Source organism: Methylobacter sp. Wu8 (genome assembly GCF_036440755.1).
Taxonomy (GTDB): Bacteria; Pseudomonadota; Gammaproteobacteria; order Methylococcales; family Methylomonadaceae; genus Methylobacter_A; species Methylobacter_A tundripaludum_A.
Map to the genome: position 1 here is coordinate 1 of NZ_JAZGVT010000072.1, position 26,944 is coordinate 26,944.

Annotated in this window: 26 protein-coding genes and 1 tRNA gene; 25 read left to right on the top strand and 2 right to left on the bottom strand. The window is 50.3% G+C overall.

Going from position 1 to position 26,944, the window contains the following annotated elements; genetic code table 11:
• The 9 genes from V3O24_RS14845 to V3O24_RS14885 all read left to right on the top strand — a co-directional run.
• On the top strand, positions 1-456 hold a 456-nt coding region (locus V3O24_RS14845), incomplete at its 5' end, for a chemotaxis protein CheW (RefSeq protein ID WP_331307818.1).
• Between the two features lie 149 nt (positions 457-605).
• Positions 606-908 (top strand): hypothetical protein, encoded by a 303-nt coding sequence (locus V3O24_RS14850; RefSeq protein ID WP_331307819.1) that lies wholly within the window; start codon positions 606-608, stop codon positions 906-908.
• 22 nt (positions 909-930) lie between these two features.
• Positions 931-1,767 carry a protein-glutamate O-methyltransferase CheR gene (locus V3O24_RS14855; protein WP_331307820.1) on the top strand — a complete coding sequence of 279 codons (837 nt, stop codon included), beginning with the start codon at positions 931-933 and terminating at the stop codon, positions 1,765-1,767.
• Between the two features lie 11 nt (positions 1,768-1,778).
• The gene (locus V3O24_RS14860) at positions 1,779-2,315 is read left to right on the top strand and encodes a chemotaxis protein CheD (RefSeq protein WP_331307821.1); all 537 of its coding nucleotides are present in this window, start codon (positions 1,779-1,781) and stop codon (positions 2,313-2,315) included.
• Entirely contained in the window at positions 2,312-3,385 is a 1,074-nt protein-coding gene (locus tag V3O24_RS14865; RefSeq protein ID WP_331307822.1) for a chemotaxis response regulator protein-glutamate methylesterase, read from the top strand. The genes V3O24_RS14860 and V3O24_RS14865 overlap by 4 nt, the downstream gene beginning before the upstream one ends.
• An 89-nt stretch (positions 3,386-3,474) precedes the next feature.
• The gene (locus tag V3O24_RS14870) at positions 3,475-4,206 is read left to right on the top strand and encodes a hypothetical protein (RefSeq protein WP_331307823.1); all 732 of its coding nucleotides are present in this window, start codon (positions 3,475-3,477) and stop codon (positions 4,204-4,206) included.
• Positions 4,199-4,528 carry a hypothetical protein gene (locus V3O24_RS14875; RefSeq protein WP_331307824.1) on the top strand — a complete coding sequence of 110 codons (330 nt, stop codon included), beginning with the start codon at positions 4,199-4,201 and terminating at the stop codon, positions 4,526-4,528. The genes V3O24_RS14870 and V3O24_RS14875 overlap by 8 nt, the downstream gene beginning before the upstream one ends.
• A 108-nt stretch (positions 4,529-4,636) precedes the next feature.
• Positions 4,637-7,357, top strand: coding sequence for a methyl-accepting chemotaxis protein (locus V3O24_RS14880; RefSeq protein ID WP_331307825.1), 2,721 nt, complete (start codon positions 4,637-4,639; stop codon positions 7,355-7,357).
• A 173-nt stretch (positions 7,358-7,530) separates the two neighbouring features.
• Positions 7,531-9,912, top strand: coding sequence for an EAL domain-containing protein (locus tag V3O24_RS14885; RefSeq protein ID WP_331307826.1), 2,382 nt, complete (start codon positions 7,531-7,533; stop codon positions 9,910-9,912).
• Between the two features lie 207 nt (positions 9,913-10,119).
• Here the strand turns inward: V3O24_RS14885 and V3O24_RS14890 are convergent.
• Positions 10,120-10,206, bottom strand: a tRNA-Leu gene (locus tag V3O24_RS14890).
• Between the two features lie 238 nt (positions 10,207-10,444).
• On the opposite strand from V3O24_RS14890, the gene rnr reads away from it, so the two are divergent.
• From rnr to V3O24_RS14970, 16 genes are all read left to right on the top strand, one after another.
• Positions 10,445-12,682 (top strand): ribonuclease R, encoded by a 2,238-nt coding sequence (gene rnr / locus V3O24_RS14895; RefSeq protein ID WP_331307827.1) that lies wholly within the window; start codon positions 10,445-10,447, stop codon positions 12,680-12,682.
• The gene (gene rlmB, locus V3O24_RS14900) at positions 12,679-13,425 is read left to right on the top strand and encodes a 23S rRNA (guanosine(2251)-2'-O)-methyltransferase RlmB (RefSeq protein ID WP_331307828.1); all 747 of its coding nucleotides are present in this window, start codon (positions 12,679-12,681) and stop codon (positions 13,423-13,425) included. The genes rnr and rlmB overlap by 4 nt, the downstream gene beginning before the upstream one ends.
• Before the next feature lie 221 nt (positions 13,426-13,646).
• Positions 13,647-14,270: a cytochrome c biogenesis heme-transporting ATPase CcmA gene (gene ccmA, locus V3O24_RS14905; RefSeq protein WP_104422980.1), complete on the top strand. Its 624-nt coding sequence runs from the start codon at positions 13,647-13,649 to the stop codon at positions 14,268-14,270.
• Positions 14,270-14,944, top strand: a complete 675-nt coding sequence (ccmB, locus tag V3O24_RS14910) for a heme exporter protein CcmB (protein WP_104422979.1) — start codon at positions 14,270-14,272, stop codon at positions 14,942-14,944. The genes ccmA and ccmB overlap by 1 nt, the downstream gene beginning before the upstream one ends.
• Positions 14,945-15,081: 137 nt before the next feature.
• Positions 15,082-15,843 carry a heme ABC transporter permease gene (locus V3O24_RS14915; RefSeq protein ID WP_104422978.1) on the top strand — a complete coding sequence of 254 codons (762 nt, stop codon included), beginning with the start codon at positions 15,082-15,084 and terminating at the stop codon, positions 15,841-15,843.
• Positions 15,843-16,001 carry a heme exporter protein CcmD gene (gene ccmD / locus V3O24_RS14920; RefSeq protein ID WP_104422977.1) on the top strand — a complete coding sequence of 53 codons (159 nt, stop codon included), beginning with the start codon at positions 15,843-15,845 and terminating at the stop codon, positions 15,999-16,001. The genes V3O24_RS14915 and ccmD overlap by 1 nt, the downstream gene beginning before the upstream one ends.
• A 3-nt stretch (positions 16,002-16,004) precedes the next feature.
• A complete protein-coding gene (ccmE, locus tag V3O24_RS14925; protein WP_104422976.1) occupies positions 16,005-16,448 on the top strand; it encodes a cytochrome c maturation protein CcmE in 444 nt (147 codons plus the stop codon).
• A gap of 2 nt (positions 16,449-16,450) precedes the next feature.
• Positions 16,451-18,388, top strand: coding sequence for a heme lyase CcmF/NrfE family subunit (locus V3O24_RS14930; RefSeq protein WP_331307829.1), 1,938 nt, complete (start codon positions 16,451-16,453; stop codon positions 18,386-18,388).
• Positions 18,389-18,434: 46 nt separating this feature from the next.
• A complete protein-coding gene (locus tag V3O24_RS14935) occupies positions 18,435-19,823 on the top strand; it encodes an AAA family ATPase (RefSeq protein ID WP_331307830.1) in 1,389 nt (462 codons plus the stop codon).
• Positions 19,796-20,509, top strand: coding sequence for a retron system putative HNH endonuclease (locus tag V3O24_RS14940; protein ID WP_331307831.1), 714 nt, complete (start codon positions 19,796-19,798; stop codon positions 20,507-20,509). Before V3O24_RS14935 ends, V3O24_RS14940 begins: the two co-directional genes overlap by 28 nt.
• Positions 20,510-20,536: 27 nt before the next feature.
• Positions 20,537-21,067, top strand: coding sequence for a DsbE family thiol:disulfide interchange protein (locus V3O24_RS14945; RefSeq protein WP_331307832.1), 531 nt, complete (start codon positions 20,537-20,539; stop codon positions 21,065-21,067).
• Complete coding sequence (locus V3O24_RS14950) at positions 21,067-21,525, top strand: cytochrome c-type biogenesis protein (RefSeq protein WP_331307833.1); 459 nt, start codon at positions 21,067-21,069, stop codon at positions 21,523-21,525. Before V3O24_RS14945 ends, V3O24_RS14950 begins: the two co-directional genes overlap by 1 nt.
• 2 nt (positions 21,526-21,527) lie before the next feature.
• Positions 21,528-22,745: a c-type cytochrome biogenesis protein CcmI gene (gene ccmI, locus V3O24_RS14955; protein WP_331307935.1), complete on the top strand. Its 1,218-nt coding sequence runs from the start codon at positions 21,528-21,530 to the stop codon at positions 22,743-22,745.
• Positions 22,745-24,124, top strand: coding sequence for an oxygen-independent coproporphyrinogen III oxidase (gene hemN / locus V3O24_RS14960; RefSeq protein ID WP_331307936.1), 1,380 nt, complete (start codon positions 22,745-22,747; stop codon positions 24,122-24,124). The genes ccmI and hemN overlap by 1 nt, the downstream gene beginning before the upstream one ends.
• Before the next feature lie 8 nt (positions 24,125-24,132).
• Complete coding sequence (locus V3O24_RS14965; RefSeq protein WP_104422970.1) at positions 24,133-24,339, top strand: SlyX family protein; 207 nt, start codon at positions 24,133-24,135, stop codon at positions 24,337-24,339.
• An 86-nt stretch (positions 24,340-24,425) separates the two neighbouring features.
• Positions 24,426-25,526, top strand: coding sequence for a phosphotransferase (locus V3O24_RS14970; RefSeq protein WP_331307834.1), 1,101 nt, complete (start codon positions 24,426-24,428; stop codon positions 25,524-25,526).
• Positions 25,527-25,730: 204 nt separating this feature from the next.
• Here V3O24_RS14970 and V3O24_RS14975 read toward each other — a convergent pair whose 3' ends face one another.
• Positions 25,731-26,840 (bottom strand): hypothetical protein, encoded by a 1,110-nt coding sequence (locus tag V3O24_RS14975; RefSeq protein ID WP_331307835.1) that lies wholly within the window; start codon positions 26,838-26,840, stop codon positions 25,731-25,733.
• Positions 26,841-26,944 lie beyond the last annotated feature (104 nt).

The window sequence follows — 26,944 nt, forward strand, 5'->3', positions numbered from 1 at the left end:
GAGATCATTCAATACGGCCAATTGACCGAAGTGCCAAGGATGCCGAGTTTCATCCGCGGCGTTATTAACTTAAGGGGGGCCGTGGTGCCGGTGATTGATTTGAGCGCGCGTTTCGGCAAAGCGCCCACGGAGGTGGGGCGACGGAACTGCATCATTATTATCGAAGTTGCGATAGAAGAGGAAACGCATAGTGTCGGGGTCATGGTGGATGCGGTGAACGCAGTGCTGGAGATTTCAGATAGCGATATTGAACCGGCGCCTATGTTCGGCACCCAGATCCACGCCGAGTTTATTGCCGGAATGGGCAAGATCAACGGCAAGTTTGTGATCATCCTGAATATTCAGCAGGTGCTGTCGATGGAAGACATGGCGGCTCTGGCTGCGGTGGGAACCGCGTCGGTTACCGATGTTACGCAGGTGAGTTCACATAAGACCGCACTGTGTGGCAGTGCATAAACTGCGGATGTTCGGCAAGAAGAGGGAAGGCCTATTCGGGAGGGTTTGCCTAAAGGCGGCCGCTCCCGTGTAGTGGGTAACATGGACTTTATCACCCAAGGATTCATGTTTTCTTGGGTGATATGGGCTCAACGACGGTCTAGGAAGATATGAATGATTTATTCGTTAAAGATTTGGATGCCAACATTCGCGATGCCAAAGGTTCTTACCTACGCAGGATAGCGTCCCCGGAGATCAAGCGCCCAAGGTGTCAGCGAGTAGCGGCGATAGACATCTATATGCTTTGTCCTCAACACGGCTTTCTTTTTCAAGGTTCGGATGTAGAGCGTTTTATCAATTGGGTTTCAGAGCTGCATGTAGATACGCAACGCACGAGACGGACGGAATACAAACATTGGTCCGGTTATATAGAGCATGATTTTGTATCCATCGCATCAGTGAATTTTATATAGCGTTAATTCGTGGAATAAGAAAATGACAGCACAAGCAATTTATAAACCTAACTTTAATGCCGTGGTGTTACAAGAGAAGGAATTCGCACAGTTTCGCGACCTGATCTACCGTATCGCCGGCATCAATATGTCGCCCGCCAAGAAGCCGCTGGTGACCAGTCGTTTGGCGAAGCGGCTTCAACACTACGGACTGGCAAGCTACGGCGAGTATTTTCAAATGATTACCGCCGCCAATGGACAAACGGAACTGCAAACGGCGGTGGATTTGCTGACCACCAACGAAACGCACTTTTTCCGTGAACCCAAACATTTCGATTTTTTGCGCCAACGCATTTTACCGGCGCGGAGGCCCGGTAAACCTTTGCGCATCTGGAGTGCAGCCTGTTCCAGCGGTGAGGAGCCCTACAGTATTGCGATGATGCTGGATGACGTATTGGGTCATGCGCCGTGGGAAATCGTCGCTTCCGATCTTAGCGTGCGGGTGCTGGAACAAGCGCGTGCAGGCCTTTACCCGGTTGCGCGCGTGATGGAAATTCCCAGCCGCTATTTGTCTAACTACTGCCTTAAAGGCACAGGCAGCCAGGAAGGGACATTGCTGATCGAGCGCAAACTGCGCGAACGGGTGCAGTTCATGCACCATAACCTCACCGAAGCGCCGCCGAAACTGGGCGAGTTTGATGTGATATTTCTGCGTAACGTCATGATTTATTTCGATCAGCAAACCAAACGCCAGGTTGTTAAACGCCTGTTGTCGCTACTGCGCCCCGGCGGACATTTTTTGGTCGGCCATTCCGAGACGCTGAACGGCATAAACGAAGACCTGCGACTGGTGCAACCGGCCGTTTACCTGAAACCCTGAGAGGCCCTGAAATGATAACGCCTTTACATCCTTTAGAGATATTTCTTCAGCCCGGCGATTATTACTTCGGCGGCCGGGACACGCGTATCCGCACCGTGCTGGGGTCATGTGTCTCGATGGCCTTTTGGCACCCTCAGCTGCTGATAGGGGGGATGTGTCACTACATGCTGCCGAAGCGCGGCAGCGAGCGGAGGATAGGCGACCGGCCTGTGCCGGACGGGCGTTATGCTGATGAGGCGATTGCCCTGCTGATGAAGAAAATTGATGCTGTCGGCGCTCCCTATAAGGAATATCAGGTCAAGCTATTTGGTGGAGGCAATATGTTTCCTGAAAGGCATAAAAACAGGATGCCTGAGATCGGTATCCAGAATGTGCAAGCCGCGCGGCGACTTGCAAAACAACATGGTTTTGCCTGCGTGTCAGAGCACTTGGGCGACATCGGATATCGCAACGTGATTTTTGAAGTGTGGAGCGGTGATGTTTGGGTTAAGCACAGTAATGTGATGTCCAACATCGAGCATGACCCCATAAACAGGAGTTTAAGGTGACTCAGATTAATGTACTGATAGTGGATGATTCCGCCGTAGTGCGGCAGGTATTGACTGCAAATCTGTCGCAAGATTCAGGTATTAACGTGATCGGCGCCGCTTCCGACCCGGTGTTTGCAATGGCTAAGATGCAGACGCAATGGCCCGATGTGATCGTGTTGGACGTGGAAATGCCGCGCATGGACGGCATCACGTTTTTAAAAAAGCTGATGTCCGAACGGCCCACGCCGGTAGTCATCTGCTCCTCGCTGACCGAGAAAGGTGCGGAAACCACTATGCAGGCGCTGGCGGCCGGGGCGGTCAGCATCGTTACCAAGCCTAAGGCAGGTGTCAAACAATTTTTGCAGGATGACTCGGAAAGTCTGATTGTTGCTGTCAAAGCCGCCGCCCGCGCCAACCTGCGCCGACTGGGTACAGCGACTGCCGCCGTACCGGTACAAGCCAAATTAACGGCGGATGCGATCCTTCCGGCCGCCTTCAGCGCCATGGCCGAAACCACTGATCGGGTCGTCGCCATCGGCACCTCCACCGGCGGTACGCAGGCTCTGGAAGTCGTACTGACCGCCCTGCCGCGTGTCTGTCCCGGCATCGTTATCGTGCAGCATATGCCGGAAAAATTTACCGGCGCATTCGCTGCCCGCCTGAACAGTCTGAGCCAGATTGAAGTGCGCGAAGCCGTCAACGGCGACCGGGTGTTGCCGGGACGCGCGCTGATTGCGCAAGGAGGGCGGCACATGCTGCTCAAGCGCAGCGGGGCGCAATACCATGTTGAGATCGTGGACGGTCCGCCCGTTACCCGGCATCGCCCATCGGTAGATGTGTTGTTCCGCTCGGTAGCCAAGTGCGCGGGTAAAAACGCATTGGGCATCATCATGACCGGCATGGGCGATGACGGCGCCAAAGGGCTGAAAGAAATGTACGACGTGGGCGCCCGTACCCTGGGACAGGATGAAGACAGCTGTGTGGTCTATGGGATGCCGAAAGAGGCGGCAAAACTGGGCGTAGTGAACAAGGAGTTGCCGCTGGGCCGGATTGCTTACGAGATTGCGGCTTATGGTAGTGGGCGGTAGTGAAACGGTTAAAAGATAACGCCGCTAGGCGCATGTTGACAGTATAAATTTTAGTGAATAGACGTTCTTTTAAATCCAGGGTGCTTAATATGAAACGAAACAAAATAATTGAGGCTTGCGGTCAAGATAAATTATTAGAGCATAAGCAGCGTGTTGCTTTCCATGAAGCGGGACATGCTGCGGGCATTCATTTATATAACAAGGCAAGAAGTTTGCCGCCGGTTTTTTTTAACATCATTCTTAAGGATATGGACGGAATGAGCGGTATTGACGGCATGGCTTATCAATCGGCTTATGACGGATGTATTGCACGAGTGGAAGGCGGGCGGTTAATCGAATTGTTGCCGCCTTCTATTGACAGCCTGATGAACGGGTTAACAGAACGCAGAGATGGAAGGGTGCAATTGGTCGATGACTATAGGATAGCTTTTGAGGCGGACATTATTAATCTGCTGATCGGGCCGTTGGCTGAAGCTAAGCATGTCGCCGAAACGGATGATGAGCCGTTTAATCACAAGCTGGTCAATCTGGACGCGTTAAAAAATTATGGCGGCAGCTCCGATCTTGCCTTGGTCAATGAATATTTACAATTTTTCCCCGCAGATAAACAACAAAAGGATGAAAAATTGGATGAGTTATTTACCGTAGCATTTAACTTTATAAGTAATGCTGCAAACTGGTCTGCGGTCGCCAAGCTGGCTGATCATATTCTTGGCAGTAATAAGAATATTACTTGCTGCGAAGAGATCGTTTCAATTCTTGACCAGTCGCTAGACCATTTTCACCATCGCAGAATCAAGGCGAGGTATCGACATGGATAATTTGCAGAAAAATCCCAACGTACCGATGTTGCCGGGAAATGTTTTGATGGCCGGTTTAATTTATCCGCTCAAACAGGTGTTTAGAGAGTCCATCGATTTTTTAGCAACGCTGGAAAATATCCAGAGCTTGGATGGACGTATGCCGGGGGCGTCAGGAACCGGAAGGAACCTGCCGGCATGCACGGTTTCCGGGGAAGTGCCGGTGCTGTTCTTTAACATCAGCGGGGCTGAGTTTTTTGAACGCTATGTTGGCGCGGGCATTGCGGGAGTACGGCGGTTTTTGGAGCGGACACGGAATAAATTGCCGGGGGGTTGCTCGTAACAAATGACATAGCGGAATCGGAATACGGGTAACACGGGGAGATAAAACGCAATTTAATAAGAATCAATGCTTCGTAAGTTAACCAGTAAGTAAAACAGGGAGCTGACCATGAAAATTAATAAGCAAGTAACCGATGTCGAACATATTCTTAGCGACAGTGATTCTATTGTTTCCAATACCGATCTAAAAGGAGTCATCACCTATGCTAACGATGCTTTTATCCGTATTAGCGGATATTCCAAAGAAGAGCTGATCGGCGTACCGCACAACATTGTGCGCCATCCCGACATGCCGCCCGAAGCCTTTTCGGATTTATGGCGGTCGATGAAAGCGGGCCGTCCGTGGACCGGTCTTGTCAAGAATCGCTGCAAAAACGGCGATTATTATTGGGTGTTGGCCAATGCCGCGCCTATTCATGAGAACGACCAAGTGGTCGGATACATGTCGGTCCGCAGCAAACCGGATCGCGAGCAAGTCAAGGCTGCTGATGAAGCTTACCGCTTGTTTCGTGCGGGCAAGGCCCGCAACCTGAAAATCCAGGATGGCAAAATCGTTAAAGTCTCCATGTTGGAGCAATTCAAATTACTCAGGGATTTCAACATCAAATCCCGGCTGATCGCTGTTATCGCTCTGCTGTCCGTGTTGCTGCCGGCTATCGGCGGCATAGGCATATTCGGCATGAGCCAGGCCAAAGAAGGGCTGCGTACCATCTATAAAGACAGCACCTTACCGATAAGCCAAATTGCCGCGATTCAAAAACTGCTGCTGATTAATCGGCTCAATATTATCGCCAGCCTCAATGCTCCAACGCCCGAGGCTGTTTTAAAAAACACCGCCGAAGTGGAACAAAACATCGAAAAAAGCACCCGGCTTTGGGATGAATATATGACCACTCGGTTAACAAACGAGGGGAAACTGCTGGCAAACCAATTCGCCGAAAACAGAATAAACTTCGTGACGGATGGCTTAAAACCGGCTATTGCGGCATTGCGGGCCAATGACATGACGCAGGCCGAGATCATTGCGGACAAAATCGACAATCTTTACCCGATGGTCGGAGACAGCATCCAGCAACTGATGCAATTGCAGTTTGATGCGGCTGGACAGGCGTTCGACGCTGCCGAGGGACGTTATGAAACCATCAGCATTATTTCCTTGGGTCTGATCGTGGCGGGCATTGCGCTGGTTCTATGGCAGGGTTTGGCGCTGATTCGCGTGATCATCTGTCCGCTTGAAGTTTCCATCGCCCATTTCCGCCAAATGGCTCAGGGCAATTACAACACTGTCATTGAAATAGAGCGCCAAAATGAAGTCGGCAAAGTCATGGAAGCGATCAAATCGATGCAGACCCGGCTCGGTTTCGATGTCTCGGAAACCCGGCGCATCGCGGATGAAAACCTGCTGGTCAAGAACGCGCTGGATAATGTCAGCACGGGGGTCATGATTGCTGACAACAACGGTGAAATTATTTATGTCAACAAATCGGTCAGCGATATGCTCAGCAAAGCCGAGCAGGGCATCCGTAAGAATTTGCCGGATTTTTCAGCCGACAATCTGCTCGGCAGCAAAATAGACGGTTTTCATCAGAATCATGAGCATCAGGCGCAATTACTGGCCTCTTTAACCGACGCCTATGTCGCCGGTATTGATTTGGGCGGCCGTTCCATGGTGGTCACTGTTAATCCGGTTATCAATGAACAAGGGCTGCGTCTGGGTTCGGTCGTCGAATGGCAGGACCGTACCGACGAAGTTACCGTGGAAAAAGAAGTGGCCACCATTGTGGTCGCCTCCAGCAAGGGTGATTTCACCAAGCGCTTTGACTTGCGCGGCAAGCGGGGCTTTTTGCGCGAGTTGGGCGAAGGTCTCAACCAAATGTTGTTTATCAGCGAAACCGGCCTCAATGAAGTAGCGCGCGTATTGGGAGCTCTATCCCGTGGCGATCTGACGGAAACCATCACCAATGAGTACCAAGGTACTTTCGGACAGCTTAAGGATGACTCCAATACCACGGTGGAAAAACTTAAAGCAATAATCAATCAAATCAAGGACGCCACCGACTGTATTAACGCCGGAGCTAAAGAAATTGCGGCGGGTAATAATGATTTGTCGTATCGCACGGAAGAACAAGCCGCTAGATTGGAAGAAACCGCCGCCAGCATGTACGAGCTTACCTCCACCGTTCAGCACAATACCGAAAACGCTAAGCAGGTTAACCAGCTTGCCATCGGCGCTGCCGAAATAGCCGGTCAAGGCGGGGAGGTGGTGGGTCAGGTTGTCTCCACGATGAATGATATAAAAGCATCTTCGTTGCAGATCGAGGAGATTATTTCGGTGATAGACGACATCGCCTTCCAGACTAATATTCTCGCCTTTAACGCTGCTGTAGAAGCCGCCCGTGCCGGCATGAACGGACAAGGCTTTGCCGTCGTGGCCGCCGAAGTGCGTAATCTTGCGCAACGCGCTGCGGCATCTGCCGGGGAAATCAAAAGCCTGATTGAAGCCTCGGTAAAAAAGATCGATGGCGGCAGTAAACTGGCCACCCAAGCAGGATTTACCATGGAAGAAATCCTCAGTTCCATCCGTAGCGTCACCGGCATGATGTCGGAAATAACCGCCGCATCAGTCGAACAAAGCGCCGGTATCGAACAAATTAATCAAGCCATTACGCAAATGGATAATGCAACCCAACAAAATGCGGCTCTGGTTGAACAAGCCGCTGCCGCCGCTGAATCACTTGAAGAACAGGCGGGAAATCTGGCTATGACTGTAGGTTGTTTCAGGATAAATGAGGAGTCGCCGTGTCCAAGCTTCCAATTACTTGATGGGTGAGTTTGGGCATGCGATGCAAGATATTGATTTGTTAAGAACACTTGCCGGCACCGTAGTTCAGGCAAGTTATTAAGCTTTGATCCGTATTTTCAAAACCGCGTAGTTACATTATTTGCGGACAAAGCAAACTATATATTTCTGCATTGTCAGTTGAAGATGAACAGGATTTTATTATGAAAACGATTAATCGGGAGCACGAACAATCAAGAACGTCCGGGTCGATTAAACGACTCATATTCGCATTGCTCAGCACCATCTTGATTAGCGATGCGATTACCCAATGGGCCATTCAATCGCTGGAACCACTTCCCAAATGGGGCGAATACGTGTTTTATGCAACCACATTCTTGTGTTTGGCATTGCCCAGCCTTTATCTTTTTGAGCTGCGTCCGCTGGCATTTCTTATCGGCAAGTTCAGCAAACCAGGACGATCGGTGCTTAAAGCTTCCGAACTCTTGAGCACTCTGATTGCCACCAGTTCTGTCATAGTATTTTCGATGCGGGTAAAGGGAGAGCAGTTGCAGCTGGAATGGGTTAGCGGCGATACCCTTGAAAGTCTGTTGGGCTACTCAGAGGAAGAAGCCATGCAGCCGGATTGGTGGTTGACGCATCTACATGTCCAAGATCGGAGCAGTGTAGTGGCTGCCACGGCAAAATTATTCCAAGGCGAGCTCGTTTCTTGCGACTACCGCTTCATGCACAAAGATGGCAGTGAAGTTTGGATACATGATGAGCAAAAGTTTGTGCACTTTGAGAAGGGCAATCCAACTCATGTGTTGTGTATGTGGTACGACATCACCAAACAGAAAATGGTGGAGCGGGAACTGAGTATCGCTTCTCATGTGTTTGATTCACATGAGGCCATCATCGTTACCGATGCCAACATGGTTATCCAGCGGGTGAACCGGGCCTTTACCCAGATTACCGGTTATAGCGCTGAGGATATTGTCGGGAAAATACCAGAGACGCTCAATTCCGGTCGACAAGATGCGGCGTTCTATCGCGCCATGAGGCAAAACATTCAGAGAGACGGTTACTGGCAAGGGGAAATATGGAACGAACGCAAGAATGGGGAGATATATCCCGGGTGGTTCACCATCACCGCTTTTAAGGATGGGGACGGTAACATCACACACCATGTCGGTACCTTTTATGATATTACTGACAGCAATGGTGCGGAAGAGCGTATCCGCATCCTGGCTTTTTATGATCCCCTCACTAAGCTGCCTAACCGTCGATTGCTTCAAGACCGCATAGACCAGGCCATCGCTGCCAGCGCGCGTTCACGGCAGCACGGCGCACTGTTATTTTTGGATTTGGATCGATTCAAAATACTCAATGACACCTATGGCCATAATATGGGCGATCAACTGCTGCTGGAGGTTACGCGAAGATTGCAATTCTGTGTGCGTGAAGGCGACACTATCGCCCGGTTGGGCGGTGATGAGTTTGTGATGATACTTGATGCATTGGATCAGTACGCCATTAAAGCAAACGCCCAGGCCAAAAAACTGGCCGAAGTGATTTGCGAGGCTTTGGCAAAGCCTTATCACTTGTTAGTTCCATTTAATCAACCCCAAGCGACTATTACCTATCACTCCAGCGCCAGTATTGGCGTCGTGCTGTTTTTGGGCCATGAGAGCAGTACGGAAGAACTGATGAAATACGCCGACCTGGCCATGTACGAGGCCAAACATGCCGGGCGCGATACGGTCTGTGTTTTCGATCCGGGCATGCAGACGGATATCATGGCGCGCGCCAGCTTGGAGGAGGATTTGCACCGGGGGTTGCAGGAAAAGCAATTTATTCTCCACTATCAACCTCAAGTGGACATTCATGGGCGCATAATAGGGGCCGAAGCGTTGGTGCGCTGGCAGCATCCCCAGCGCGGTATGGTGCCGCCGGCCGATTTCATTCCGTTGGCTGAGGAAAGCGGGTTGATTCTGCCTTTGGGTTTATGGGTGCTGGAAACCGCCTGCGCTCAATTGGCTGCCTGGGCCGTCCGGCCAGAAACTGCGTATCTTACGCTGGCCGTCAATGTCAGCGCCCACCAGTTTCGTCAGGCCGACTTTGTCGATCAGGTGCTGACTGTGCTCGATCACACCGGTGCTGATCCTTGCAGGCTCAAGCTGGAGTTGACCGAAAGTTTGCTGGTGTCGAATGTGGAGGACATTATCACCAAAATGACTGTGCTGAAAGCGAAGGGGGTGTCTTTCTCGCTGGATGATTTCGGTACCGGGTATTCATCGCTCACTTATCTGAAGCGACTGCCGCTGGATCAACTGAAAATCGACCAAGGATTTGTCAGAGACGTGCTGATCGACCTCAACGACGCCGCTATTGCCAAGATGATCATCGCCCTAGCCGAAAGTATGGGGTTGGCGGTCATCGCTGAAGGGGTGGAAAGCGAGGCGCAGAGGGGATTTCTCGCACACCATGGCTGTCATGCCTATCAGGGGTATTTGTTTAGCAAGCCGATACCGTTGGAACAGTTCGATGAGTTTGTTTCAATCTCAAACTGGAAGTTACCGAAAATTTGCTGGTGTCCCATGTAGAGTGTAAAACGGCGTCCGCGCGAGAGGATGCGACGTCTGCGCTAATAGCGCCTGACGGCGTTTAATCAGATGTTAAGGCGAAAGGGTAAGCGTGGTTTCTCCGCCGTTCGAGATATTCTGTGCAGCCGTTTGTCTTGCCTGGAGAAATTTACGCTGCTCGTTTTGTTAAAAAACGGGTAGAATCAAAAAGAAGAGGCTATAATCGAATGGTGCCGAGGAGAGGACTTGAACCTCCACGGGGTTGCCCCCACCAGCACCTGAAGCTGGCGTGTCTACCAATTTCACCACCTCGGCAGAGGTTAGCTGTAAAAGCTAAAGTGAGCGCGCACTATACCTAGCCTCTTTTGATTTGTCAATTAAGCGCGAAGTTTTTACCCGAACTTAATTGATTTCGAGCGGGACGTTAGCTCAAGCCAACGGGGAATAGTCTTTTGACTAAGGGTCAAAAACTTTTCTCTTTTAACCCTAATCGATATACTAAGCCACTATTTAAGATATATTTATTGTATCCACTCTCTTTATTATTATTTAAATGACATTGAAGTCTAAAAAAGACGTTGATTTTAACTCAACAAAAGACCCATATGCCCAGCGCGAAGCTGAGAAATATGAAAACCCCATTCCCAGCCGCGAATTAATTCTCCAATTTATCGAGCACGCTGGCAAGCCGTTGCGCCGTGAAGAAATCGCGGAAGCGTTTTCCCTAGAATCCGAAGACCAGTTAGAAGCGCTACGCCGCCGTTTACGCGCAATGGAAAGGGACGGGCAATTATTATTCAACCGCGGCAAAAAGTATTGCCTGGTTAACAATGAGGATTTAATTGCCGGGCGCATTATCGGGCATGCGGACGGCTTCGGGTTTATCAAGCCGGATGACGGGTCGGACGACCTGTTCTTATCGCCGCGGGAAATGAATCCTTTGCTGCACAATGACCGGGCGCTGGTGCGTGTTGCCGGAGTCGATAAAAAAGGTCGCAGGGAAGGTGCGGTCGTTGAAATTTTGCAGAGGAATACTCATCAGGTTGTAGGCCGGCTCTATAAGGAAGACGGTTTTACCTATGTGGTGCCCGACAATAAGAATATCGCGCAAACCATCCTGGTTCAAAAAGGCGGTGCAGGAAAAGCTAAGCAAGGCCAGATTGTCGTTGCGGAAATTCTCGAGCAACCGACCAAGCTTCGGCAGCCCATTGGCCGGATTATCGAGGTCATGGGCGAGCACATGGCGCCGGGAATGGAAATCGACATGGCGATCCGTTCTTATGAGCTGCCTAATCAATGGCCCGATGAGCTGCTGGAAGAAATCAAGCCGCTTAAAAAAGAGGTGCCTGAGTCGGCAAAAGAGAACCGGGTTGATTTGCGGAACACTCCTTTAGTCACCATTGATGGTGAAGATGCCCGCGATTTTGACGATGCCGTTTATTGCCAGAAAACGCCGAAAGGTTGGAAACTGCTGGTTGCAATTGCCGACGTTTCGCATTATGTGCAGATTAATTCGGAATTAGATAAAGAAGCGCAAAAACGCAGCACCTCGGTCTATTTTCCTGAACGCGTTATACCGATGTTGCCGGAGATTTTATCGAACGGCTTATGTTCGCTTAATCCCCAGGTAGACCGGCTGTGTATGGTTTGCGAGTTGCTGATTAATGACCAAGGCCAGGTTACCCGGTCGCGCTTTTTCGACGCGGTGATGAGTTCTCATGCCAGGCTGACCTACACCGAAGTGGCAAAAATGCTGGTTGAAGGCGATAAAGTTTTAGCAAAAAAACATAAAGCCTTGATGCCGCATTTGCAGGAGCTGTACGCACTTTACAAAGTGATGCGGGTGAGTCGCGAACAACGCGGCGCGATGGATTTCGACACCCAGGAAACCCGGATTATTTTCGGTGCCGAGCGTAAAATCGAAAAAATAGTGCCGGTAGTGCGCAACGATGCGCACAAGTTGATTGAAGAGTTCATGATTACCGCGAACATGGCGGCGGCGCGTTTTTTAAACAATAAAAAAATGCCCAAGCTGTTGCGGATACATGACGGCCCAAGTGCCGACAAGTTGCTCAACCTGAAAACTTTTCTTGGCGAACTGGGCTTGAGTTTGGGCGGCGGCGCAAAACCGACGCCGCTGGATTATATGCATTTGATGGAGTCGATTAAAGACCGGCCGGATGCGCATTTGATCCAGACCGTATTGTTGCGCTCGATGTCGCAGGCCGTTTATAGTCCCGAATTAAAAGGTCATTTTGGTTTGGCCTTGGAAGCATACGCGCATTTTACCTCGCCGATCCGCCGTTATCCCGATTTGCTGGTGCATCGCGCGATCAGGCATTGTTTGCAGGGCAAGCCGGTGGAAAGCTTTTTCTACGGGGTTCCCGATATGGTGGTGTTGGGCGAGCAATGCTCGGCCAATGAGCGCCGCGCCGATGACGCCACCCGCGATGTGGTGAGCTGGCTCAAATGCGAATATATGATGGATAAGGTCGGCGAGGAATTCCCCGGCATCATTTCTGCGGTCACTTCGTTCGGTTTTTTTGTCGAGCTTGCCGAAATTTATGTTGAAGGCTTGGTTCATATTAGCAACTTGGCGCAGGATTATTTTCATTTCGATGCGACCAGTCACCAGTTAAGAGGTGAGCGTACCGGCATTAATTACCGTCTGGGCGATAGCGTCAAGGTCAGGGTCGCCCGTGTCGATCTGGATGAAAAGAAGATTGACTTTGAGCTGGCGCAAAAGCAAGTTGCTAGAGATAAACCTAAAAAGAGACGCCGTAAAAAATGAAGTTAAGCAAAATATACGGTATCCATTCAGTACAGTCAGCGTTGGATTATTCCCCTAAAAAGATCAACAAAGCCTGGGTTGATGGCCAAAGGCAAGACAAGCGCTTGACGCAGTTAGTCGAAGATTTGTTGGACTTAGGCATAGAGCCCGAAAAAATCGACAGGAAAAAACTGGACCGCTTTGCCGAAGGCAACAACCATCAAGGCATCGTTATCGAAGTCGAAATGCCCGGCGAGTTATCGGAAAGCGACCTGAAGGATGCTGTATTAACATTGCAGGGAACGCCTTTATTCCTGGTGCTGGATAATGTGCAGGACCCGCATAATTTCGGTGCTTGTCTTAGAACCGCCGACGCTACCGGCGTGCATGGCGTGATTATCACTAAAGACAATGCCACCGGGATTACCCCGACGGTCTGTAAAGTGGCAAGCGGCGCGGCGGAAACGGTGCCGGTTTACCAAGTGACCAATTTGTCCAGAACTTTGCGCTGGCTCAAAGACCAAGGCATTTGGGTCATGGGCGCGGCGGGCGAAACAACGCAGACCGCTTATCAAACCGATTTCACCGTGCCTATGGCTTTGGTCGTGGGCGCCGAGGGCAAAGGTTTAAGACGTTTGACCAAGGAGCAATGCGATATATTGGTCAAGTTGCCTATGCTGGGCCGGGTGGAAAGCCTTAACGTATCGGTTGCAACCGGTGTGCTGCTTTATGAAACTATGCGGCAGCGATTACTCGCCAGTTAAGGTTATAAATATTCACCACGAAGACACGAACGACTGCATGGAGGCAGAGGTAGAGCAATGCAGGAGTAATTGCCGAGAACACGAAGAAAAAGCAGTAACTTCATACCACCCTCGACAATTGCTGTATATCATTAAGAAAACGCTTTGCTCTTTTAACCTTCATGCTCTTCGTGTCTTCGTGGTAAATTAGTCCGCCGTATCGCGCAATACCCAATTTAGTAATGCAAACACAATCAACATACTCTCTTGAAGGCACGGGCTTAAGCTGCATCCGCGATGACCGGGTGCTGTTTGAACAGCTGGCTTTCGAGTTGGCTTCCGGGCAGGTTTTATTGCTGGAAGGCAAAAACGGCAGCGGCAAGACCTCGCTGTTGCGCATTTTATGCGGATTCCGGGAGCCGGATGCGGGCGAGATTCGCTGGTGCGGCGACGCGGTAAAAGACAGCCAGTTTTATGCACAGATGGCTTATGTCGGCCATTTGGACGGCATTAAAAAAGAGCTGACGGTCCTGGAAAACTTAAAAATGTCCTTGGCCTTAAGCAACGTAGGGACATATTCCATCGACCAGGCTTTAGCCAAAGTTCATTTGACTGGCTATGACGACATTCTCGTTCAGGCATTGTCCGCTGGACAGAAAAGACGGCTGTCTTTGGCAAGATTGCTGATTACCGAAAATGTGTTGTGGATACTCGACGAGCCGTTCACTTCATTGGACAAGCAGGGCATTGCCCTTATCGAAACCTTAATGATCGAACATTGCGCCAACGGCGGAATGATTGTTCTCACCTCACATCATGACATCGCTTTGCATGATGTCGATGTCCAGCGTATTAATCTATCCTGATGTCTTTATCCCGCGCATTTTTTGCCGTTATTCGGCGCGATCTGGTTTTGGCTTTACGGCGGAGGTCGGAAATAGCCAATCCGTTGCTGTTTTTTATCCTGGTCATCACGCTGTTCCCGTTGGGTATCGGCGCGCAGCCGCATTTATTGCAAGCCATCGCGCCGGGTATCATCTGGGTTTCCGCGTTACTGGCGGCGATGCTGTCGCTGGACAGCTTGTTTCGTTCGGATTTTGACGACGGTTCGCTGGAGCAGATGCTATTAAGCCCGCATCCGACCTCGGTGCTGGTGTTGGCTAAAATCGTCGCGCACTGGTTGGTGACCGGCTTGCCGCTATTGATCGTCGCGCCGCTGTTGGCGGTTTTTTTAGGCCTGCCCAATCATTCGCTGGGCATCCTGTTGCTGACCTTGCTGCTGGGTACGCCGGTATTAAGCCTGATAGGGGCTATCGGCGTGGCGCTAACCGTCGGGCTGCGCCGGGGAGGCATGATTTTGTCGCTGCTGGTTTTGCCGTTGTATGTCCCGGTGTTGATTTTTGCCGGTAATGCGGTGCAGATGGCAAGTGGAGGCCTGCCGGTCGATGCGCAAATTAATATTCTGATTTCCATTCTATTGATGGCCTTGGTTTTAGCGCCTTTGCCGACCGCAGCAGCATTAAAAATGAGTATTAGTTGATAATATCTCGTAGAATAGTGGGCCAAATTATTAACCGGATATAAGTAATGCCGGGGTTGCCGTTCATTGCGGTTGAGTTGCCTCACAAGCTTATAAACAGATCATCCTTGCACCTTTTACCTTGAACCTGATGCTTCATGTTTTTAATCCCTGATCCCGTAGTCCGCTTCTTCCACCGGATGGCCTCCCCGCCGCATTTTTACGCGTTTACCCAGCGTTTGATGCCGTGGCTGACGGTTATTTTCCTGCTGCTGACAGCCGTAGGTCTTTACGGCGGCTTGTATCTTGCGCCTGCGGATTACCAGCAGGGCGATAGCTACCGTATTATCTATATTCATGTGCCCAGCGCCTGGATGTCGCTGTTTATTTATGTGGTCATGGCTGTTGCCGGCGCAATAGGCTTGGTATGGCGAATCAAACTGGCGGAGATTGTGGCTATCAGCAGCGCGCCGATTGGCGCAAGTTTTACCTTTATCGCGCTGGTGACCGGTTCCTTGTGGGGCAAGCCGATGTGGGGAACCTGGTGGGTTTGGGATGCGCGGTTAACGTCGGAATTGATATTGCTGTTTTTGTATCTCGGCGTCATCGGGCTTTACGGCGCGATAGACGACAAGCGCACCGCGTCCAGGGCTGTGGCTATTTTGGCCCTGGTCGGCGTGGTCAATATCCCGATTATTCATTACTCCGTCGAGTGGTGGAATACGCTGCATCAAGGCCCGACGGTAACGAAAATGGATAAGCCGTCGATCCATGTCAGCATGTTGATACCGCTATTGTTGATGGCGGTAGCGTTCAAGTTTTATTACCTGATCGCGATGTTGCAACGGGCGCGCACCGAATTGTTGCTGCGCGAACGCAATGCACAGTGGGTTAAGAACATGATCTCGGAGTCCAAATAATGACGATGCAGGAATTTTTCGCAATGGGCGGCTACGCCTTTTATGTCTGGACTTCTTACGGTCTGACTTTCATCGTGTTGCTTGCCAATATTATTATCCCGGTTGTGCAACGCAGACAGTTTTTACGCGCCCTGGCGCTCAAGCAAAAACGGCAATAAATCATGAAACCAGCCAGAAAACAGCGTTTAATGTTAATCGGCCTGATGGTTATTGGAGCGGGGCTTGCGACGGGGTTCGCGCTCAAGTCTTTCAATGAAAATTTGATGTACTTTTTTTCGACCACCGATGTCGTCGAAGGCAAAGCGCCAAAAGACACCTTGTTTCGTTTGGGCGGCATGGTTATTAAAGGCTCTGTGGAAAGACCGAATGATGGGTTGATGGTGCGCTTTAAACTGACCGATTTCAGCAAGGATGTGACCGTCGAATACACGGGCATCCTGCCGGACCTGTTCCGGGAAGGCCAAGGTATCGTTGCGAACGGCAGGCTAAATGCGCAGGGCGTGTTTATCGCCGAAGAAGTGTTGGCCAAGCATGACGAAAACTACATGCCGCCGGAAGTAAAAGGCAGTTTGAAAAACCAGCCGGCACCGGTTGCAGGGCAATAATCATGATTGCAGAACTGGGACATTTTTCGCTGATTCTGGCCTTATGCATGGCCGTTGTTTTAGGAATGCTGCCGATCATCGGCGCTTCCAGGTCTATTTCCGGCTGGATTAGCGTCGCAAGGCCCGCCGCATTCGGCCAGCTGTTGTTCATGGTCGTTTCTTACGGCTGTCTGACCTATGGCTTCCTGACCCATGATTTTTCGATCAAATACATTGCGACTAATTCCAATACCGCCTTGCCGGTTTTGTATCTGGTTTCCGGCGTCTGGGGCGCGCATGAAGGTTCGTTATTGCTTTGGGCGCTGGTGCTGTCCTGCTGGACGGGCTTGGTTGCGTTGTTCAGTCGCGCGATTCCCGATGTTACCGTCGCCCGCGTTTTAGGCGTAATGGGGCTGGTCTCTATCGGTTTCATCCTGTTTTTATTGCTGACTTCGAATCCGTTCGCACGCCTGTTCCCTGCTCCTATCGAAGGGCGCGACTTGAACCCCTTGCTTCAGGATCCGGGTTTGGCTATCCATCCGCCGATGCTTTATATGGGCTATGTCGGCTTTTCGGTGGCGTTCGCTTTTGCGATTGCGGCCTTGCTGGAAGGCCGTTTGGATGCGGCCTGGGCGCGCTGGTCGAGACCCTGGACCAACATCGCCTGGATGTTTTTAACCATAGGCATTGCATTAGGCAGCTGGTGGGCTTATTACGAACTGGGCTGGGGCGGCTGGTGGTTCTGGGATCCGGTCGAAAACGCCTCATTCATGCCCTGGCTGGTCGGCACCGCGCTAATTCACTCTTTGGCCGCCACCGAAAAACGCGGCGTGTTCAAGACCTGGACCGTATTGCTGGCGATTTTTGCGTTTTCGTTAAGCCTGCTCGGTACCTTCCTGGTGCGTTCCGGCGTGTTAACCTCGGTACATGCGTTTGCCAGCGATCCGGCCAGAGGTTTGTTCATACTGATATTTCTGGCTATCGTGGTAGGCGGGTCGTTATTGCTGTACGCGATAAGAGCGCCCTACGTCAAAAGCAGCGCGACCTTCGAGCTGGTGTCCAAAGAGTCGGCGATATTGCTAAACAACGTGTTGCTGGTGGTAACCGCTTCCAGCATCTTGCTGGGCACGTTGTATCCCTTGGTCATTGACGCGTTGGGATTGGGCAAGATTTCGGTCGGCCCCCCGTACTTTAACGCCGTGTTCATTCCGCTAATGGCGCCGCTGGCGATAGCCGTGGGCTTGGGCATGTTATTGCGCTGGAAAAGAGACAATATCAACGTGATTGCCCTGCGGGTGCGCTGGATTGTTTTAGCCTGCGTCGCCGTCGGTTTGCTGATTCCGTTGGTCATGCCTTTTTACTCCTGGGGTGCGGTATTGGGCTTAACGTTGGCGTTGTGGACGGTTGCAATCACAGCACTGTCTTTTGTCGACCGCATGGGGCCGCAGGGTTTTTCATGGCAACGGCTGCAAAGCGTACCGGCCGGCTTTTACGGCATGACCGTGGCGCATTTAGGCATCGCGGTATTCGTAATCGGCATTACCCTGACCTCCGTTTACAGCATCGAAAAAGATGTGCGCATGGCTCCCGACGACAAGCTGGATATGTCCGGTTATATCTTCGAATTTCACGGTGTAAAGCAAACCCAAGGGCCTAACTATGTTGCCGAACAAGCCTTTGTGACCGTCAGTTACGAAGGCAAGCAGGTCGCCAAACTGGAGCCGCAAAAGCGGGTTTACCGGGTGCAAAAAATGCCGATGACCGAAGCGGCTATCGATGCCGGATTGTTCCGGGATTTGTTTGTGGCTATAGGCGAACCGCTGGGTGACAAGGGCGCGTGGAGCCTTAGAATTTATTACAAATCATTCATCCGCTGGATTTGGCTGGGCGCGCTGTTCATGGCGGCAGGCGGATTGATCGCCGCTTGCGACCGGCGTTACCGGATAACTAAAACGGTATAGTGATGTTATTCGGACAATGTTTGCTTAAAGGTAGGCAAGAGCGACAATGAAATTAAAAAATGTGCAGATAAGCAATTTTCGTTGCTTTGATTCATTATCGATTGATTTTGATGAACAGCTCACGGTGCTTGTTGCCGAGAATGGCGTAGGCAAAACGGCAATTCTCGATGCCATTGCTATTGCACACAGTCCATTCCTGAGAGGCATTGATGCAGGAATAGGTAAAGGTTTTAAGCCTGAAGATGCTAGATTAATAGCGCAAAGCTCTCCTTTTCAGCCTCTAACTCCCCAAAAAGTAATCAGAAAAAGAATGGAACCGCAATTTCCTATCGCCCTAACAGCTAAAGGTATTATTGATGATCAATCTGTAGAATGGTCACGAGAACTAACAGGAAAAAAAACGCAAACAACATTTGGTAAAGCCAGAATCCTTGCTGACTATGCAAAAAAATTGCAGCAACTCGTTAGAAATGGTGAGCAAGTAGAGTTGCCAATTATTGCTTATTACGGTACAGGCAGATTATGGAAACAAGCTCAACCAAGCAACAAAAAGTCTATTGAGTCACAATCTAGAATGTATGGTTACCGTGATGCTCTAAATCCTGACGCAACCTATACATTGTTTGAAAAATGGTTCACAGAGGCTAGCCTTGCTGAAGCGCACTATTACGTTTCATTTATAACAAGTGCTGACATGTCGGAATTATGGGGATATAAGGATGTTTCTAATTTACCCCGTCGTTCTATAGAACTTGAGCATGTTAGAAAAGCAATTGACCAGTGTCTGGCTATTTCTGGTTGGAACGCCTTGGAGTATAACTTTGAATTGCGCGATTTAGTTTTACATCATGTGGGTAACGATTCTGATACTGCTTATATTCCCGTTGCACAATTAAGTGATGGCGTAAAGGCCATGCTAAGTTTAACCGCAGATATTGCATATCGCTGTGTTCAGTTAAACCCTCATTTAGCCTCACCAACGGAGGAAACCAAGGGCATTGTTCTGATTGATGAAATCGATTTACACTTACACCCAAAATGGCAGCAAACAGTGCTGGTTGATTTGTGTAAAGCCTTTCCGAAAATACAGTTCATTGTCACTACGCATAGCCCACAGGTATTAACTACTGTCCAAGCAAAATGTATCCGCTTGTTATACGCTAATGGCGACGTAGTAACGCCAGAAATTAATCCTTATGGCGAAGAAAGCAAAGTTGCACTGGAAGACATTATGCACACCAGTTCCAGACCACACACTGATGAAGCAGATTTACTGCAACGCTATTTGCAACGTATTAATCAGGGCGATATTGACTCTCCAGAAGTCATAAAATGGCGGCAAATACTCGAATACGCTTTTGGTAGTGAATACAGCAAATTAAAATTAGCCGATATGGTTATCAGCAAATGGAAAGCCAAGCGGGGGATGGAGTGAAATATATACCAGTAAGTTCTGATATTCCTCATCTGTTACAATCTTGCAAAATAAGGCAACCCATTCCTGATAACCCAACAGCAGCATGGAAACGATTTACCAAAAGAACTGCAAGTAGAAATCAATTAAAAACTGCGTTACATGCCCGTCAACAGGGTTTGTGTGCTTATTGTGAAATAACATTAGAAAATACTGAAGATCAAAATATTGGTTCTCATGTTGACCATATTTTGCCGAAAGAAAATCATCAAGCCTTAACCTTCGATTATGACAATTTGGTATTGTCTTGTTTTGCCACAGGAGGCGAGATAAAAGCAGATGAAAAAGATCCTGCCCCCGTTAGCTGTGGACATGCCCAATTAAAAAGAACGAATAACTTTGACGAATCGCTGTTTATCAAACCTACAGATTCGGATTGTGAGCGTTATTTCAGTTTTGAATTGGATGGTGAGGCTATTGCGCATCCCAATCTGGACTCATCAGATATTGATAAAGCAAAACACACATTGAAAGTCTTAAATCTCAATTGTTTACGACTTAAACGGTTACGCGAAGACACGATTACCCAACTTTATCAAATTGTCACCGAATTACAGGATGACAGTGATGCGTTAAAGCGGTTTTTAATGCTGGAACTTCAAGAAACTAAAAGCTTTATTAATGCGCGTAAACAACATGTTGGTTAATCAGTCTAATTAACAAAAATAAACATAATGCTTAAATACATTCTCCCGTTAATATTATTTATCGTCCTTGCAGTATTCCTGGCGCTGGGTTTGAACCTTCATCCCAACGAGATTCCTTCGCCGTTGATCGACAAACCGGCCCCGGCGTTTTCCGCGCCCAAGCTTCAAGCGCCTGAAGAAAAATTATCCCAGACCGATTTGAAAGGCAAAGTCTGGCTGTTTAATGTGTGGGCGTCGTGGTGCGCCTCGTGCCGTTCCGAACATCCGGTACTAAACCAATTGGCGCAAACCAAAGCCGCCGTTATCGTCGGCCTGAATTACAAGGACGAGCCGGAAGCCGCCTTAGGCTGGCTGGCGCAATTGGGCAACCCTTATGATGTCAGCATCATGGATCAGGACGGACGCATCGGCCTCGACTGGGGCGTTTACGGGGTGCCGGAAACCTTCGTCATCGATAAACAGGGTGTGATCCGCTACAAGCATACCGGACCGGTTACGCCCGAGGATGTGCAGCAAACCTTCCTGCCTTTGATCGCCAAGTTACAAGCGGAAAATTAATGAAGCATTTATCTATCGTTTTTCTGTTGGCGCTGGCTGGCATGGCCTGCGCCGGCGTCGAATACCGGCAGTTTGCCAATCCTGAGCAACAAGCCGCCTACGAAAACCTGACCTCGGAATTGCGTTGTCTGGTCTGCCAAAACCAGACCATCGCCGATTCCAATGCGGAACTGGCCGCGGATTTACGCAGGCAGGTGTACGAAATGCTGCAACAAGGCAAATCAAAGCAGGACATAGCCCTATTTATGACGGACCGGTACGGCGATTTCGTTTTATACAATCCGCCGTTCAAGCTCAAAACCGGTCTGTTGTGGATAGGACCGGCGGTGTTCCTGCTGATCGGTTTAATTGCAGTGTTTTTATTCGCCCGGCGCAAAAAAAACGTAGCAAATGTTGAAATCAACGCTGAAAAGCAGCAAAAAATCCGCAGCTTATTGGAAGAGAGTGACCAGTCTTGAATATGTTATTTTTGCTGATCGTCAGCGTAATGGTATTAATCGCTTTTCTGTTTGTGCTGCCTCCGTTATGGAGAAAGCATCCGGTTGCAGAGGCGGACCAAGATCAGCGTAATATCGCTATCGCCCGGCAGCGGTTGGCTGAATTAAAGGAACAGCTGCAAGCAGGCGCATTGACTCAGGCGCTTTATGACGAGCAGTTGGTCGAGCTTGAACAGGCCTTGAGCGACGATCTCGATATAGACAGTCATGCAAAAATATCACCCTCCCAGGGGCGTTGGATGGCGTCCGTGCTGATTGTTGCAATACCTTTACTCGCGGGTTCGCTTTATTGGACATTAGGCAGCTATCGGTCATTAGGCCAGGCCGAGCAAACTGCGGCAACGCCCGAGCAGGAACAAATCAGCAAGATGGTTGCAGGATTAGCCGAGCGTCTGGAAAAACAGCCGGATGATGCGCTGGGCTGGACTATGCTGGGCCGGTCTTACAAATATTTGCAGCAATATCCTAAAGCCGTTGCCGCCTTTGAACGTGCTTATAAATTGCTAGGCGATCAACCGGAAATCATGCTGCTTTATGCCGACGCGCTGGCTTTTGCCAACAACGAACAATTAGGCGGAAAACCTTCGGAACTGATATTTAAAGCCTTGGCGATGGAGCCCAATAACGTAACCGGCCTGTGGCTGGGCGGCATGGCGAAAGGGCAAACAGGCGATTTCGCCGCGGCAATGGACTTGTGGAAAAAACTGGAAGCGCAGTTGCCGCCGGGTTCGGAAGCCCGGCAGGAAATACAAGGCTTGCTGGCCAAGCTTGCAACCCAGATGCAGGAAGGCGCTGCCGCGCCAGCGGAATCGAAACCCGCGCAACCTGTTGAAACGGCGAGCATTGACGTTCAGGTGAGCTTGGCGCCCGAGTTGCAAAAATCAGTCAGACCCAACTACACCGTTTTCATTTATGCCCAGGCATTATCCGGCCCCAAAATGCCGCTGGCTATCGTGCGCAAGCAGGTTTCCGACTTGCCGTTAATCGTCAGCTTGACCGATGCGATGGCGATGATGCCAAACATGAAGCTGTCGAATTTCGAGCAAGTCAAGCTGCTGGCGCGCATTTCCAAATCCGGCGGAGCGACACAACAGCCCGGCGACTTGATCGGCGTTATCGAGCAGGTCACGTTGGCGGATAAAAGCTCCCATAAAATCGTCATCAACAGCCAAGTAAAATGATGGATCAATCTATACAATTCGATTTGGGCCTGATTAACCGCTACGATAAGGCCGGTCCGCGTTATACCTCGTACCCGACCGCCCTGGAATTGCACGAAGGCTTCGGCGATCGGGAATACCGCCGGCACATCACAAAGTCCAATGCCGCAGGCGGGCCGCTGTCGCTGTATTTTCATATCCCGTTTTGCGATACCGTCTGCTTTTACTGCGCCTGCAATAAAATCGTCACCAAAAACCGCAAACATGCGGAACCGTACCTGGCCAATCTGTGCAAGGAAATTGCGATGCAGGGCGATTTGTTCGACTCCAGCCGGGTGGTCAATCAATTGCACTGGGGCGGGGGCACGCCGACATTCTTAAGTTACGAGCAGATGCTTACCCTGATGGATGTCACCCGCGAACATTTCCACTTAAGGAATGACGACAAGGGCGAATATTCCATAGAAGTCGATCCCCGTGAAACCAACGGCCAGACCATGAAGCAACTGCGCGAGCTGGGCTTTAACCGGGTCAGTTTGGGGCTACAGGATTTCGATCCGGCCGTGCAAAAAGCCGTCAACCGCCTGCAAAGCGAAGAGCAGACCTTCAGCGTCTTGGAGGCCGCCAGAGCCGAGGGTTTTCGCTCGACCAATATCGATTTGATCTATGGTTTGCCGCTGCAAACGGTGGAGACTTTCGCCAAGACGCTGGATAAAATTTTGGCGGTAGCGCCGGACCGGTTCTCGATCTTCAACTACGCGCACATGCCCGCACGGTTTAAAACCCAGCGCCAGATCAACGACGCCGATATGCCGACGCCCGACGTCAAGCTGGCTATCTTGCAGATGGTCGGGCAACGGCTGACCGAAGCCGGTTACGTCTATATCGGCATGGATCATTTCGCCAAACCCGATGACGAGCTGGCCGTTGCGCAGCGCGAGGGGCATTTGTACCGCAACTTCCAGGGCTATTCCACGCATTCGGATTGCGATCTGGTGGGCTTGGGCATTACCTCGATCGGCCGGGTGGGCGACGCCTATATCCAGAATGTCAAAGAGCTGGACGAGTACGACCGGCTGATCAGCCAAGGCAAATTGCCGGTATTTAAAGGCGTCGAGCTGGATGATGACGACAAGCTGCGCCGCGCCGTGATCACCCAGCTGATCTGCCATTTCGATCTGAGCTTTGCCGCTGTCGAACAACAGTTCGGCATTAGCTTTGCTTCTTACTTTGCCAAGGAACTTGAGGCATTAGCGCCGATGCAGGCCGACGGTTTGTTGATGCTATCGGCAGAAGGCGTCAAGGTGTTGTCCGCAGGCCGTTTGTTGATCCGCAACATTTGCATGGTGTTCGACAAATATCTGGCGCAAAAACAACAACAGTTTTCAAAAGTGATTTAAGCCGCCTTATGAACGATGAACGCATAATCGAATTGGAAATAAAAGCGGCTTACCAGGAAGATTTGCTGCAAGCCTTGAATAAAATAGTCGCCGGACAACAGCAACAGATAGACCGCCTGGAAGCGACTTGCACAATGCTCAACGAGCGTATTAAAAGCCTGTCTGCCGAAGGTGCGGGCGGCGAAAATGCCGAAGAAGTACCGCCGCATTATTAGCTATTGTTGGACCAATAAGTTTTTGTATCGCTTCCCACTATAGCTCAAATCAGTATACAGACCCGCATCAAAAGCCAGACATAACAATGAAACAAAGCATTCTCGCAAGCCGGCCTGGCGATTTAACGGTTGCCTGGGCTCAGCAGGTTGTCGACAGACATGATGCCGACACCGCCGTTAGCAACGTGGATGTTGTTGCTGTTGACGTTGGTACGACTACGCGGGTTTGCGTCGCCGTCGAGCATGACGGCCCGGACAGCCTGCCGAGCCGGTGGTTTGTAAAACTACCATCATTGGCGTGGCGGGCGAAGACGATTACCGCTTTGCCGCGGCTGCTGCATACCGAAGTGCGTTTTTATAATGAATTGGCGCAGAGCGTGCCTCTTAACAAGCCTATTTGTTTGGCGGCGCAAAGCCGGTTTGGCTGGGGGGCGACGCTGGTGCTTGCCGATGTTGCGGAGTTTGACGGTATCGCCAGCGCCGCCAGCGATACCTTGACATTTGAGCAAGCGGTTTTGGTTGTAGAACAGCTTGCCCACTGTCATGCGCGGTTTTGGAACAGCGTGAATAATGACCCAAATTATCGCTGGTTGGCGGGGCCGGTTCGGGTTTTGGAAGATTTCCTGGGTACGGTTCTGGCGGTACCGTTGATGAAACGCGGTTTAAGGCAGGCAGGGACGCTTATACCGCCTGTTCTGCATGCGTCCGCCGTTCAGTATGCCCGGCATCGCCGTTCGGCGATGCGCTTTCTTTCCGATGCGCCGCAAACGCTGGTTCATCACGACTGTCATCCCGGTAATTTATTCTGGAACAAGGACAGATCAAAGGTTGGTTTTCTTGACTGGCAACTGGTCCGTGTCGGCGAAGGCGTCAGCGATGTGGCTTATTTTCTGTCGACTGCGCTCAGTCCTGAAATGCGCAGGCTTCACGAAGCGGAGTTGCTTGCCAAGTATGCTCAAGCGCTGGCGGATAATGGGGTGGCCGGCGTTGATAATGACCTGCTGATGCAACGATACCGCGTCCATCTTGTTTATGCTTTCGAGGCGATGATCGTCACGCTCGCTGTGGGCGGCATGATGAATTTGGATTGCAACCTGGAACTGATACGCCGAACGGCGGCGGCTGTAGAGGATCTTGACGCTTTTTCGGCCGTGCGGATAAAAGCCCTTGGTGGGAGGAGTTTTTAGCCCCCAGATATTTAATAGCGTGTAGGATGACGGGACAAGCAGCCGGTTTTGTCGGTTGCTTGTCCCGTCAGGATTACCCTGTCTCACCAGTGCTTCGGACCAATGTTCTTCTTATTCGTATGCGAAGCTAACGGTAAAGCATATTTTTTCACGGGTCCCGAATTTTGCCTGTGACGCGTTGTAGGTAACCGGAGAATTGCCTTATTATCCCGTATTATTTGCCCCACTATCCGGTGGTGTTGGTGTAGCCGGTCGCGGATTCGTTGGTGGCTTGGGCGCCTCTGTAGCGGAATCTGGGTTGCTAGGGCTTGATATAGTTAACGGCTTGGGTTCGGCTTTTATTTTGTCCTTGGCGTAGATAATGAGGCGGTCAAAGATGGAGAAAGCCAGTTCGACGTTATATCCCAACAAAAAGGCGAACAGCAGCAGGTTCATTCCGATCTCGTCGATCTTGTCTGAAGAGTACAGCAATGGGCCCATTACACCGAGCAAACCTCCCAATAGGACGCGCATACTGTAGCGTCCGGGCCATGATGGTATGTAACTGTTGCTGGTAATCTGGTTTATTGTATTTCGAGCCAGGTAAGCGATAGCCCCCAGAAAACCCAGGAGTAGAGGGAGCAGGAGAACGTTGAGTAATGCGGCGACAGCTTTTACGGTTTCTATAATGACTTTGGGCTGTAATTGGGCGCTATCGGATGCATTATTTTCGGCATCCTGTTTTGGTGAGCATGTGGATATAAAATCAATTAATTCACACGCCTTACGTGTCGACAACACTGTTTGGTCTTCATTCATTTTCTTTTTCGCAAGAATGGAGAGCAGCGGCTCGGATTTCTCGTCAGCGTCGTTTTTTGCGGTTCTCGCCGTGGATTCAGATTCTTTTAGGCTGATGTATTCTTTGTCCAGTGTATCGATATTAGTAATGGTTTTTTCCAGAACGAGGGAATAGCCCTGAGCCAACACGAAAAGAACAACAAAAAACACCAAAAAACCAAGCAGCCCTTGCAGTTCTCCCTTAACGCCTCTTATCCTGTTTTTTCGATCTTTATTCAAGTCCTCCGCTACCTCCAGGCTTTCGGGTGTAACCGGATAGAGTAATATTGATAATTCATTGTAAGTCGACCATAAGTCTATTCGTTCTTGGGGCGACAGATCTTTTATGTTTTTGTGTAACAGCGGGATTGTTCTGCCTATGAACTCGTCTTTTAAGTCGAGGTCGGGTTTTTGCACTGCAAAGTGAAGCAAGTGTCCCAAATGCGTTTGCGCTTCTTCCAGGAGCTCTTGGTGGATTATATCGGTATCGGCCGTCATTGTTGTTTCCTCTCTTGATGCTGAGGCGAAGGAATGGGGAACGGAGTAGCCTGGCATTGAAGGCCACTGCCTGATGTTATTTCTTCTGGTATGGCGAAAAGTGA